Source organism: Pontibacter sp. T17 (assembly GCF_057219875.1).
Genome location: NZ_JBXVVW010000001.1, coordinates 771241 through 783936 on the forward strand (window position 1 = coordinate 771241; position 12696 = coordinate 783936).

Below are 12696 nucleotides of genomic sequence, written 5' to 3' on the forward strand. Positions count from 1 at the left end.
ACGTTTTGGCATACAAACTGCTACCTTTGCTGCATGAAAGGTGCTCTGATGTTGCTGCTCTGCGCCCTGCCCTGCTGGACGCTGGCGCAGAAGGATTACCGGAAGTATGAGCCCGACCTGAGTGGCCTGCGCGAGCGCCCGGTGTTCGTAGACCCCATTCAGGAGGCCAAGCCCGTAGTGGCTGAAACGACGGCTGTGGTGGGCGACACCACCCGGCGCAAGGTGGAGGCCAAGATAGAAATGCCGCCCGCGGTGCGCAGCCAGCAGGAGCGGTACATGGCCAATTGGGCCGCCAAAACCGAAACCGACGGCTATCGTGTGCAGCTGTACAGCGGCAGCCGTGAGAGTGCCTACCGCGTTCAGGCCGACGCGGTGAACAACTACCCACAGTATCGGGCGGAGGTGTTTTATGACCGGCCGAATTTCAAGGTGCGGCTGGGCGACTTTGTGTCGCGGACGGAGGCGGACAGAATCTGCAAGCTGCTGCGTGCCAGCCACCCCGGGGCGTTTGTGGTGCCCGACAAGGTTCGCATTCCGCGCTGAAGCGTACCCCCTAAAAACCGAGCAGGACCCCCCGCGGGGCCCTGCTACTGCCTTAACAATCCTCAACTTGCGCGGTGAGCGCGCCAGCGCATCAGAGGTGGATGATCATCTGGCGGCTGAGGTCAGCCATGTGCTGAACCTCGAAGTATCCCTGGGCGGCACTGTCGTCACTGGTGATGGTGATGTGGACGCGGAAGCCCTTGGCATTTTCCAGTTTCTCGATACGGTCTACACGAGCGACCTGTGGGTGCCAGATGGGGGCAATCTCGCGGTGGTCGGAGAGGTCGGTGCGGCCGGTGAAGTAGTAGTCGGCGAGGAGGACAAACTCCTTACCGAGGAGCAGATTGGGTTCGCGAACCCAGCTGGGTTCTTCGGAAGTGGTGGGGTTGACAACTACCGAAGCAGCCTTGCTGGTGTAGGGAGCCAACAGCAGCGTGAGTGCCAGGAGCAGCCCCGACAGGACTACTACCAGGGGCATTCGGCGGGCGGCGGTGTGTGCGAGCGTTTTCATTGTATTAGCGTGTAAGCTGTAACAATGAGCCAAGCTGCACACCGGAGGTTGCTTCTGCCCCTGGGAATCTTTGTGAAAATGTGTTAAGTATTTCTACTTAGCCTTGTCCGGGCCACTTTCGATGGGTGCAGCAGTGGCTGGCAGGCGCGACCATTCATAAAACGACCCATCATACATGCTGACGGGTGCCCCTGTGATGCGCGCCACGAGGTAGCCCAATGCAGCGCGGCCCCCACTCTGGCAGTAGATGATAAGCGGCTGCCGGGAGCTGATGCCCGCAGACTTGAGTTTTTTCTTCAGCTGCTCGGCAGGGAGGAGTGGGCCGGACGAAGCGTCGGAAATGAAAAACTGGTAGGGCAGGAAGCGGGCACCCGGTAGGTGGCCCCAGCGCGGATTGTCCTCGGGGTCGTTGGTGCCGCGGTACTCATTATAGGAGCGGACGTCGAGCAGCTGGGTGCTGGAGCCGATGGCCCGGCGTACCTGTGTTGCGGTGGCCAACACGGAGCTGTCGGGGCGGATATCAGTCTGTGTGGCAGGGTAGGCGTATCGAACCTGTGTCAGGGGAAGACCTTCGGCGAGCCATGCCCCCAATCCGCCATCGAGCACTGCCACACGCCCTTTCCAGCCGGCGAACTCAAGGGTGAAGAAGGCGCGGGCTACTACTGTCCAGGAGGTACCGTAGACGACGATGTTGTGTTCGGGGCGGAGACCGACCACGCCGAGGAGAGAGTCGAGGTGGGGTTTGGGGGGCAGTTCGTAAGTTCGGGCATCGTTGGAGATGGTAAGGGCCTGTGGCGCGGAGGAGAAGAAACGGGCTTTGCCAATGTGGCCTTTCTGCCAGTGTTCGAGGCGGGGATCGACGTGGAGGACAACGAGGTTGGAGTCGTTCTGGTGTTGGAGCAGCCAGCTGGTGGACACCAGCGGCGGCAGCTGGGCATTTGCTACCAGGGCTGGCAACAGCAGGAAGAGGATAAAGAAGCGTTTCATCTGAGTATGAGTGATATGCTGCCAAGGTAAGCCCAAGGCAGCAGGGGGCAATCGCCGTTTGGAAAGGGTTAACAGAAGGCCATAGGCGCTGGCCTCCACCAACAGGTGAGGCGCAGGAAGAAGTGGGCATGTCCAAAGTCTGTGGAGGGCAGCCCCGCGGCAGGTGCGCAGAAATGCCGAAGTTGGGAGGGATGCGGAGTAAGTATGTAATGCTGCTGGGTGTGCTGGGGCTGCCAGCACTGTCGGCATGGAGCCAGCAACTGCCAGTGTATCAGTATCCGATACCGGAGAGCATTGGGCTGAGTGGCACGTTTGGCGAGCCGCGGGGTTCGCACTTTCACCACGGGATAGACATCCGGACGGGCGAGCGGATTGGCCTGCCGATACGTGTAGCGGAAGACGGGTATGTGTCGCGGGTGAAGGTGAGCTATTCGGGCTACGGCAAGGCCATTTACGTGCAGCACCCCGACGGGCGACTGACCATGTATGGTCATTGCGACGGCTTTATGCCAGAGATCGAGGCGGAGATACAGCGGCTGCAGCAGCAGAACCGCCAGTTTGACGTGGAGATCTTCCCGACGCCGGAAAAGTACCCTGTGAAGAAGGGACAGGTGATAGCCTACAGCGGGAACACAGGCGCCAGCGAAGGCCCCCATCTGCACTATGAGGTGCGTGACAAAGAAGAAAACATCCTGAACCCGCAGGCGTATCATCCGAACGTGCGGGCGCTGCGTGATGAGCTAGCGCCGGTGCTGAATGCGGTGGCCTTTGAGCCGCTGATGCCTGAAAGCCGGGTGCAGGGCCGCTGGGAGAAGTTCATCGTGACGCTGACAGGCAAGACGAAAGACTATCGCCGCGAGGAATTGATCGGTGTGTATGGCAAGGTGGGGGTGGAGTTCGAGGGCTTTGACCGGAGCAATGGCTCTTCGGGGCGGAACGGCGTATACAGCGCCACGCTGCTGCTGGACGGACAGCAGGTGTTTCAGATGCGGGCGGACCGGTTCAGCTTCGCGGACCTGCGCCAGGTGCTGCAGTTTGTAGACTATGGCCACTGGCTGAAGACCCGCACACGCTTTGTGAAGTGCTATCAGGATGAAGGCCTGACCGTTAGCCTGTTCTATGGAGTTGTGAACCGTGGGGTGATAGACCTGACGGACAATGCAGTACACGAAGTGAAGGTGATACTGGCCGACTTTCACGGCAACACGACCTCGGCGAGCTTTCGGGTGCAGAACCGTGGCGACGAACTGGTGCGTGAAGTACCCGTGGGCAAAACGGGCAGCATTGTGCAGCCATCGTACTATCTGCGGCACGGTCGGCTGGTGCTGCGGGGGGGGTTGCCCCCCAAGGCGGAAGAGGCCTATGTGCAACTGAAGTTGGCAGACGGTACGGAAGAGAAGGTGGCATTTACCTATGCCAGCGAAGGGGCGGCCTATGCCGTGGTAGCGCTGAACCCCACTCGGGTGCCAGTGCGCGCAGAAGCCCCATTCTGGCCAAAGCCGTTGGACCTGGGCTATGACGCCGTGGTACTGCCAGAGGCTGAGACCCTTCTGGACAAGTGGCAGGGTATGCAGGCAGTGTTCCCGGTGGGCAGTGTATTTGAGGCGACTGCCATAGACGTGCAGGTGCGGCCCTCGGAGACGGCGCGGATTCTGTCGGATATCTACACAATAGGAGACGGCCGTATGCCACTGAACAAGGCCTACAAGTTGACTCTGACAGCCACAGGGGACCTTAAAGTCTATCGCCCCGAGCAGGTGGTACTGGCGCAGATGCTGGGGCCAGGGCGCTACACCCGCCTGGGCAGTGAGTACAGAGTGGGTAATACTTTCACGGCGAGTGCCAGCAACTTTGGTACATATTGCCTGGTGGCCGATCTGGCCGGGCCGACGGTGCGAAACCTGAACTTTCGAGCGGGGCACTTTGTGGCGGCCCCCTACCTGAAGCTGCTGCTGACCGACGACATTGCGGGCGTGCACCCCTTCAAGCTGGAGGTAACACTGGACGGGCAATGGATTGCGCCAGAGTATTACAACTACCAAAATATACTCTATGTGCGGCTGAAAGGCCTGAAGCCGGGTAAGCACACGCTGGCCGTGCGTGCAGTGGACTACGCGGGCAACGTGACGACGAAGACGTATCCGTTCCTGACGCGATAAGGGGCATCAGCGGGCGGCGAACTCTTCCCATAGGATGAGCAGTTCGCTTGTGATCATGGCTGTGGCGCCCCAAAGGGGTGTTGCCGGGTGGACGTTCCAGCCAGGGACACGGGCGGAAGTGCCGTTGAATATCTGGCGGTCGACGTCCCAACGGCGTTCTGGACCAAGCAGACTGGGTAGGGGTACAAGAAAAGCCTCGTCCACTTCATCGGGATTGATGGCGAGTGGAGGGAGCGCGGGCAGCCAGGCCACGTACGGGTGTACGAGGCTGTTGCTGGGGGGCACGTAGAGTTGGCTGAGAGGTCCTACGATGTGGAGTTGATCCGGTGCGATGCCTACTTCCTCGGTGGTTTCGCGCAGAGCGGTTTCAAGCGATGACTCGTTGGGCTCCATGCGGCCGCCGGGATAGGAGATTTGGCCGCTGTGGGTATTGAGTTTGCTGCTGCGCAGGGTGAAGAGGAGCTGTGGCTGCTCTTCTTGTTCAGTAAGTAGCACCAACACAGCGCTCTGCTTCACTTTCTCGATGGGGGGCATTGCGCCTTTGCGCACTTCGGCAGCCAGGGGCGACATGCGTTGGTGGGCGTCCCAGCCTGGGAGGGGTTGTTGGAGGCGGTGGTTGAGGTAGGAAAGGAACGGATGCATGCGACGAGAAAACGAAGGCACCGGCCCCTGCCGTATAAATGAAGCAGGGCTACCCTGATTGTAGGGCAGCCCTGAAGAAGTTCCTGTCAAGAGGCAGAGAGGGGGGAGCTACTTGGTTTTGCGGGCAGGGATTTTGCGGCCGTTTTGGTTGAGAACGAGGCCAGTAATGCGGCCTTCTGCATCGCGTTCGATGTCGAGATAGGCATCGACTACCTTGAGAAAGAGGCGGTTTTCGCTTTCCACAAACAGAGGGTTGGCGCCTTGGCCGGTGGCCTGGGTAACGAGGCTGCCGTTCTCCAGACGGATAGCCAGCTCGAAGCCGGGCTGCACTTCATACACACCGACGTACTGTGCTAGTTTTTCGGCTGGCAACTCAATGGCCTTGCGCTGGACAGGGGCAGAGTATGGCAAGCCAAGGAGGGTCATGAAGATGAGCTGGTCGGGGCGGATGGGGCTGTACTCGCGGTTCTGGAGGACGACAAGAACGAAGTCGGCGGCGGGGACGCGGGCGATGACCGTGCCGAAACCATCGATGCCGCCGGTGTGCATATAGGCCTCCATGCCGTTGAGATTGGTTTTGACCCACCCATAGGCGTAGTTGCTACGGGCCGGAGTATACATACGTTTGTAGGCCTCCGGGCTGATGAATTTGCCCGCTGCGAGTGCGCGGTCCCAGCGATACATGTCGCCGAGCGTGCTGTAAAGGGCACCTGCGCCATCGGCTACGGCAGCAGTAACATAAGCTGCGGGTGTGAGGCGATCGCCGTTGCCGAGACGATATCCGCGTGCCATGCCGGTGGGCGGCGTAGCGGTGTGTTCATAGCCTGAGTGGTTCATACCCAGCGGCTTGAAGATGCGTTCCGCCAGAAATCGTTCATAGGGCATGCCGCTAGCTTTGGCCACGATGTAGGCCAGCATGACGTAGCCGGTATTGCAGTACTTGAAATTGGTGCCAGGAGCAAACTCGCGGGGAAGTTTGCGGGTGGTGTTGATGAGGGTCAGCTGGGTGAGCTGGGCTTCTGGCAGGGCCTTCAGGGAGTCGTCATACCAGGGTTGGTCGGTGAAGCTGGGCAGGCCACTTGTGTGGGTGAGCAACTGATGGATGGTGATGCTGTCGGCATTGGGATAGTCAGGAAGGAAGCGTGCGAGTTTGTCCTGTACTGACAGTTTGCCATCGGCCTCCAGCATCATGATGGCCATGCTGGTAAACTGCTTGGTGATGGAGCCCAGGCGATAGACCGTAGCTGGGGTGTTGGGGGTATTGGCGGAGATGTCGGCAAGGCCATAGCCTTTTTCCAACAGAATGGTGCCGCCCTTGGCAATCAATACTGCCCCGGTAAAGGCCTGCTGATTGGCATATTGTGTGAACAGTGAGTCGATTTTCCGGATGCGGGCAGGGTCGGTGGGCAGATCTGCTGCACGGGGTGGCTGCATCTGTGCGGCCAAGTGGCCTGTAATGGTGCAGGCCAGCAATGAAGTGAGGAGAAAATGCTTTTTCATGGGAGTGTTACCCCGTAAGGATTTTCGGGTGCATGAAAGGTTGCAGGGCTGGAACCTAAGGAGCGTTAGGCAGGTTGGCAGCAGGGGATGGCCTTTGTGCTATCTTTGCATGGCCTAGAGGTGAGAAGCGCTCGCCTTGGGGTATGAACCGATATACCGGTATGATACAGAACGCTACTGCCCGCGGAACCACCGCCATCAGCGCCCAGGAGATGATAGCCGACTATCGCCTGGCGTACAAAAGCCGTCAAACCAGCCTGTTGGGGCGCCGTGAGGTGCTGACAGGCAAGGCCAAGTTTGGCATATTTGGCGACGGCAAGGAAGTGCCTCAGATCGCGATGGCCAAGGCGTTCCGGAAAGGCGATTTCCGCAGTGGCTACTACCGCGACCAGACGTTCATGATGGCCATAGGTGCACTGACCGTGCAACAGTTTTTTGCGCAACTGTATGCCCACACCGACGTGCGGCACGAGCCTGCCAGTGGTGGCCGCCAGATGAACGGCCACTTTGCCACGCGTCTGCTGGACGACAATGGTCACTGGCGCAACCTGACCGACATGTACAACTCAAGCGCCGACTGCTCGCCGACGGCCAGCCAGATGCCCCGTCTGCTGGGCCTGGCACAGGCCAGCCGTCTGTACCGCGATCTGCCTGAGTTGCAGCACCTGACACAGTTTTCGTATCGGGGCAATGAAATAGCCTGGGGCACTATTGGCGATGCCAGCACCAGTGAAGGGCTGTTCTGGGAGACGATGAATGCAGCGGGTGTGTTGCAGGTGCCGATGCTGATGTCGGTGTGGGACGACGGCTACGGCATTTCAGTTCCGAAAGAATATCAGACGACGAAGGCCAGCATTTCGGAAGCACTGTCGGGCATGCAGGCGGGCGAGAAGGCAGGTCTGGATATCTACACCGTAAAAGCGTGGGACTATCCGTCGCTGATCGACACCTATGCGCGTGCCGCCTATCGTGTGCGCACCGAGCATAAGCCTGCTTTGGTGCATGTGATGGAAGTGACCCAGCCACAGGGGCACAGTACATCGGGCAGCCACGAGCGCTACAAGACGCCCGAACGCCTGACCTGGGAGAAGGAATATGACTGCGTGACCCAACTGCGCGCGCTGGTACTGGCCAATGGTTATGCCACCGAGGAGCAGTTGGCCGCCTGGGAGGAAGAGGACAAACGTGACGTGCAAGCCGCCCGCAAGGCCGCCTGGGAAGCCTTTACTGGCCCAATTAAAGACGAGGTGCAGGAAGTAAGTGAGCTGCTGGACCGTCTGGCAAGTGAGACTCACAGCCAGGAAGTGCTGAGCTACAAAGAAGAACTACAGAAGACAATTGACCCCATCCGGCGGGATATCATGGTGACGGTGCGCAAGGCACTCGTAGCCACTGCCGATCACAGTAATGCAGAAGGCCGCTCGGAGCTGCTGCGCTGGAAGCGCCAGCAGGATGCCCTGAACCGCGACCGCTACAGCAGCCACCTCTACAGCGAGAGCAACGAAAGCCCGATGTATGTGAAGCCCGTGCCGCCGCAGGTAACGGCACAGTCTAAAGTGGTGGATGGCCGCGAGGTGCTACAGGCGTGCTTCGACGCCGCCTTTGGTCGAGACCCGCGCCTGATGGCCTTTGGCGAAGACCTGGGCCGACTGGGTGACGTGAACCAGGCGTTTGCGGGCTTGCAGGAGAAGTACGGCGTAGCACGGATTTTCGATACCGGCATACGCGAGGCTACCATCATCGGTCAGGGCATTGGCCTGGCCATGCGCGGCCTGCGCCCGATTGCTGAAATCCAGTACCTGGACTACCTACTGTATGCCCTACAACTGATTTCCGATGACCTGGCGACGCTGCAATACCGCACCAAGGGTGGCCAGAAGGCCCCTGTGATTGTGCGTACGCGCGGCCATCGTCTGGAGGGCATCTGGCACTCGGGTTCGCCGATGGGCGCCATTCTGGGTTCGTTCCGAGGTCTGCACGTGTGCGTGCCCCGCAACATGACACAGGCGGCTGGCATGTACAACACGCTGTTCAAGGGCGATGACCCCGCACTGGTAATCGAAGTGCTGAACGGCTACCGTCTGAAGGAAACCATGCCCGAAAACATTGCCGACTACTGCCTGCCACTGGGTGTGCCGGAAGTGCTGCGTGTGGGTACGGATATCACCGTGGTGACTTACGGACCCAACTGCCGCCTGGCGCAGGATGCCGCCGACATTCTGGCACCGCTGGGTGTAAGTCTGGAAATCATTGACGTGCAGACCCTGCTGCCGTTTGACGTTCACCATCATATTGTCCAAAGCCTGAAGAAGACCAACCGCATCCTGTTCCTGGACGAAGACGTACCGGGTGGAGCAACGGCCTTCATGATGCAACAAGTGATGGAGAACCAGGGCGGTTACCGCTGGCTGGACAGTGCCCCGCGCACCCTGACCGCACAGCCCCACCGTCCGGCCTACGGCTCGGATGGCGACTACTTCTCGAAGCCCAATGTGGAGCAGATTCTGGAAGTGTGCCTGGAGATGATGAGCGAAGTGGATCCCGCCCGCGTGAAGCCCATTTTCCGCGGCTGAGTTTCTCTGTCCCAATAGAAAAGGAAAGCGCCCGGTTCATGCCGGGCGCTCTTCGTTTGTAGGGCAGGTGTGGATCAGGCAGGGTCGGGCAGCTTGCGCTTGTAGGTCTTCTCGAACTTCTTGGGCGTAAGCTCGATGATCTCGGCCTTGATGATTTTGACAGGCTCAACGGGGCGGTCGGCGGCGGAAGTCTTGACAGCGGCAATAGCGTCAACTACATCGAGACCGGCTATTACCTCGCCGAAGGCCGTGTACTCCATATCAAGGTGAGGAGTGCCACCTACGGTGGTGTAGGCTTCGCGGGCCTTGGGATTGGGCTGGGCCGAAGGCGTATTGCGGTAGGCTTCGAGCATTTCGCTCTCCATACGTTTGTAGAGGCGTGAGAGCGAGTCGCGGTTGGTGTATTGCAGCTGCATTACCTCGCGCGAGCGGAGGAAGGCCATACGGTTTGGCTCGTTGTAGAAGGTGCGGCTGAAGCGCTGCATGGCCATGGTGTCTACCTCACCGCCACGGAACTTGCGGCCCTGTACGATGTAGAACTGCGAGCCAGAGCTTCGGCGCTGAGGGTTGACATTGTCGCCGTTGCGGGCGGCGGCCAGCACTCCTTTGCGGTGGAAATACTGCGGGCGGATTTCGGCGTCAATTTCGTAGCCGGGGCCACCGGTGCCGTCATTGTTGGGGTCTGCATCCTTGCTGTTGGGGTCGCCACCCTGGATCATGAAGTCCTTGATGATGCGGTGGAAGCCGATACCATCGTAGAAGCCCGAGGCCACGAGCTTAAGGAAATTCTCGCGGTGCAAGGGGGTGTCCTGATACAGGTAGAGGGTAATGTCGCCAGCGGTGGTGTGCAGCACTACCAGTTTGATAGTCTGCTTGGGAGCAAAGCCCACGAGCGGCAGCAGGCCCAGCAGGGCCACAAGTGTGAGGGAGAACAGCTTTCGCATGCCCAAATATGCACAAAACTAACGTGGGAGGCATAGCCAAGTGGCCCAAGCAAGGAGGCCTAGGCGGAAGGTCCAGGCGGCGGTACGGAGCCAGTTGGTGAGCACCAGTGGTGAAATGGCGGCGGCATCGCCCGCGGCAAGACGGCCGTGGAGCGGCACGGAAACAAAGGCCGTGCAGACCCAGACGATGGCCAGCGCTCCCCCCGCTGCCCAGGGCACCCATGCTGGTACGACGGCAGGGTGGTAGGCGGTGAGCATCAGTGCGGCGATGACCTCGGCCAGCATGAGTGGGCCTACCAGTGGAGTGATGGCCCGCTGGTGCTGGAGCGCATAGGCAGGCAAGGCCTCGGGCGGGACGACGGCAAACTGGGGATAGACGACGAGCTGTACAGTCCAGATGAGGCCAGTGAGAACGGCTGCCAGCAGAAGGTTGAAGAGCAGGACGAGCATTTGCGCAAATGCGGGATGGGGTAGATGAAAGGTGCTAGATTCGCGTAATGGCTGAAATAGACAAAGAAGCAACAGAGGCGGCAGAACAAAGCTCCCCTCAAGGAGAGGAAAACAGCAGTCGGGGGGCGATCAGTTTGCCACATGCCCTTTTTGAGCGCGGCTTTGAGCTGGAAATGCTGATTTCGGGTGTACTTCTGTTTGGCGCTACCAGCCTGCCAGGTACTCTGGACGGTCTTTTCTCCTACTTGCTGGTGACGCTGCCATCGAGCACGATGCTGTTTACACTGGTGAACATGCTGCTTCAACTGCTGCAGGGGGTGACACTGGTACTGATAGTGGGTTTGGGGATACACCTGGCGATGCGGAGCCTGTGGGTCGGGGTGGTGGGCATTGAGTCCATCTACCCTAACGGCCCGATTGTGGAGCGGCTACGTGGGGGGAATATCTACAAGGAGCTTCAGAAAGAGGCTGGGTTCTTTGACCTGGACCAGCTGGAGCAGCGACTGGACCGCACCAGCCGTTTGCTCTTTGGGCTCATCTTCTGCCTGATTGTGATGTTCTGCGGCGGGATGATGCAGGCCGTATTGGCCCTAATGGCTTCAGTGCTGCTGGACGGGCTTCTGGATCTGGGCTTTGTGCTATCTTTTAGCTTTGGCTTTGCCCTGCTGTTCATCCCGGTCATGCTCATGTTCATGCTGGACCGCTTCGGTGAGCGCCTGCCAGTGATTCGGAACTATTACCACCGCCCCGGCTTCCGGGGAGTTGTCAAGGGCTATTACAGAGGCTACATGTATCTGTCGCTGCTGGCATTTGTGGTGCCGCTGTACAATACGTTGTACACCAATCTCACGCGTCGGGTGTTCCTGATGATAGTAGTGGTAGGTGCCATCGTATTGTACATGGGGGTGTTCAAGGGGCTCATTCGTCTGGAGCCGTTGGCGCTGGTGCCTGACAATGGCGGCCCATTTGAGATGAACAACGCCCGCTATGCGAATCGGCGCAGTGAAGACGAGCCGCTGTTCGGGGCGATGATTCAAAGCGAGGTTGTATCAGGTGCGTATCTCCAGCTTACCCTCCCATTTCAGGCGTCATTGGAAGATACCATCCTGGCACGAGACACTTCCATTCGCCCGTTTCGTCAACTGCCCATTGGGCTGATGGAACTGGTGCCAAGACTTGATGACACGGTGCAGGTGCGGAAAGTGTTGCAGAGCTACGGTACACTGTTTGAGGTTCGGCTGGATGCCGACTCGGTGCTGACAGACCTGCGTTTTCGGTTCAGCAAACTGCCAGGCAATGGGCAGCAGGTGTTGGTAGCGATGATTCCGGTAAGCCGCCTGAGCGAAGGGGAGCACCTGCTGGAGGTAAAGCCACTGTACGTGACAAAGCGATCGCCAAACCAAATTCCTTTCTGGGTGTCGCGGATGCCGACACGCGAATAATGGGAAGGCGTGATGTGCCGTTATACTTGTCAACTATCCTCCTCGACACGATATGAACCTGAACTTCGCCGACATGTTTGGCAAAATCCAGCAGATGCAGGATGAAATGAAGAAGATGCGCGAGCGTCTGGACGACATGACCGTGGACGCAGAGGCTGGCGGAGGCATGGTGAAGGTGATCGCCAATGGCGCCAAGCGTGTGCTGAAAATTCAGATTGACACCGCGCAGATAGGCGACGACAAGGAAATGCTGGAAGACCTGGTGACGGCTGCCGTAAATAAGGCGCTGGACAAGGCTGAAGAGCTGCACCGCACAGAGATGGCTAAAATGACCCAGAGCATGATGCCCCCTGGCATGAGTGGCCTGCCGGGTATGGACCTGTCGAAGTTTGGGCTGTAAGCCAGCCCCACAGGAAAGACAGAAGGCCACCGGAAGGTGGCCTTTGCTGTCTGGCAGAAGCGTTTAATCAGATTCGGTTCTTCACACCAATAATATGGAGGGCGGCCTCGGCGAACTCGTCGGATAGGCCCAGCACTTCCTTCATGTGCAGCAGGAAGGCTACTTCTTCTTCGCGGAAGTTGCCATCGGTAAATGCCAGGTCGATGGCGTTGACAAAGGCGGCCTCGCGCTGGCTTTCGTTGAGGGTCTCGGCAGCGGCGGCGAGAAGCTGATCGAGGCCTCCGGCATCGCGGAAGAGCTTGGGCAGCCGCTTTACAGCATTTACGAGGTTGATTTCGGCGAATGCCGGGCGGGATTTGAGGAGGTCGGACAGCTGGCCGATTTCGACATTGGAGAGGTCACCGTCGCTATGGCCGCAGGCGATAAGTACAGCGATGAAGGCTTCCGCGGGGCTCTCGAAGGGGGATGGCTTGCCGTTTAGGGCGACGGGCCGTCCGGAGGCAGGATCGATAAAAACGCTCATGGTAGGCAGTTGTTCAGGCTGT

The 12696-nt window shown here is 59.2% G+C and carries 12 protein-coding genes; 5 read left to right on the top strand and 7 right to left on the bottom strand.

Annotation, left to right across the window (positions count from 1 at the left end; genetic code table 11):
- Positions 1-33: 33 nt before the first annotated feature.
- Entirely contained in the window at positions 34-543 is a 510-nt protein-coding gene (locus tag AC2D8O_RS03585) for an SPOR domain-containing protein (RefSeq protein WP_484677418.1), read from the top strand.
- A gap of 91 nt (positions 544-634) precedes the next feature.
- Here the strand turns inward: AC2D8O_RS03585 and AC2D8O_RS03590 are convergent, their stop codons facing one another.
- Both AC2D8O_RS03590 and AC2D8O_RS03595 read right to left on the bottom strand, forming a co-directional pair.
- A complete protein-coding gene (locus tag AC2D8O_RS03590; RefSeq protein ID WP_484677419.1) occupies positions 635-1054 on the bottom strand; it encodes a hypothetical protein in 420 nt (139 codons plus the stop codon).
- Between the two features lie 93 nt (positions 1055-1147).
- On the bottom strand, positions 1148-2041 hold the full coding sequence (locus AC2D8O_RS03595) for a sulfurtransferase (RefSeq protein WP_484677420.1): 894 nt from the start codon (positions 2039-2041) through the stop codon (positions 1148-1150).
- Positions 2042-2232: 191 nt separating this feature from the next.
- Between AC2D8O_RS03595 and AC2D8O_RS03600 the strand changes: the two genes are divergently transcribed.
- Entirely contained in the window at positions 2233-4200 is a 1968-nt protein-coding gene (locus AC2D8O_RS03600; protein ID WP_484677421.1) for a M23 family metallopeptidase, read from the top strand.
- A 6-nt stretch (positions 4201-4206) separates the two neighbouring features.
- On the opposite strand, the gene AC2D8O_RS03605 is transcribed toward AC2D8O_RS03600, so the two are convergent.
- Both AC2D8O_RS03605 and AC2D8O_RS03610 read right to left on the bottom strand, forming a co-directional pair.
- A complete protein-coding gene (locus AC2D8O_RS03605; protein ID WP_484677422.1) occupies positions 4207-4842 on the bottom strand; it encodes an NUDIX hydrolase in 636 nt (211 codons plus the stop codon).
- Positions 4843-4950: 108 nt separating this feature from the next.
- Positions 4951-6342: a serine hydrolase gene (locus AC2D8O_RS03610; RefSeq protein WP_484677423.1), complete on the bottom strand. Its 1392-nt coding sequence runs from the start codon at positions 6340-6342 to the stop codon at positions 4951-4953.
- A 143-nt stretch (positions 6343-6485) separates the two neighbouring features.
- Between AC2D8O_RS03610 and AC2D8O_RS03615 the strand changes: the two genes are divergently transcribed.
- Positions 6486-8915: an alpha-ketoacid dehydrogenase subunit alpha/beta gene (locus AC2D8O_RS03615; protein WP_484677424.1), complete on the top strand. Its 2430-nt coding sequence runs from the start codon at positions 6486-6488 to the stop codon at positions 8913-8915.
- Between the two features lie 74 nt (positions 8916-8989).
- Here the strand turns inward: AC2D8O_RS03615 and AC2D8O_RS03620 are convergent, their stop codons facing one another.
- Together AC2D8O_RS03620 and AC2D8O_RS03625 are read right to left on the bottom strand one after the other, a co-directional pair.
- Complete coding sequence (locus tag AC2D8O_RS03620) at positions 8990-9859, bottom strand: peptidylprolyl isomerase (protein WP_484677425.1); 870 nt, start codon at positions 9857-9859, stop codon at positions 8990-8992.
- Positions 9860-9877: 18 nt separating this feature from the next.
- Positions 9878-10309: a hypothetical protein gene (locus AC2D8O_RS03625; RefSeq protein ID WP_484677426.1), complete on the bottom strand. Its 432-nt coding sequence runs from the start codon at positions 10307-10309 to the stop codon at positions 9878-9880.
- 134 nt (positions 10310-10443) lie between these two features.
- Here AC2D8O_RS03625 and AC2D8O_RS03630 point away from each other — a divergent pair, with 134 nt between their 5' ends.
- Positions 10444-11751, top strand: a complete 1308-nt coding sequence (locus tag AC2D8O_RS03630; protein WP_484677427.1) for a hypothetical protein — start codon at positions 10444-10446, stop codon at positions 11749-11751.
- Between the two features lie 52 nt (positions 11752-11803).
- Entirely contained in the window at positions 11804-12151 is a 348-nt protein-coding gene (locus AC2D8O_RS03635) for a YbaB/EbfC family nucleoid-associated protein (RefSeq protein WP_484677428.1), read from the top strand.
- A 67-nt stretch (positions 12152-12218) separates the two neighbouring features.
- Here the strand turns inward: AC2D8O_RS03635 and AC2D8O_RS03640 are convergent, their stop codons facing one another.
- A complete protein-coding gene (locus AC2D8O_RS03640; protein ID WP_484677429.1) occupies positions 12219-12674 on the bottom strand; it encodes a tellurite resistance TerB family protein in 456 nt (151 codons plus the stop codon).
- Between the last annotated feature and the right edge of the window lie 22 nt (positions 12675-12696).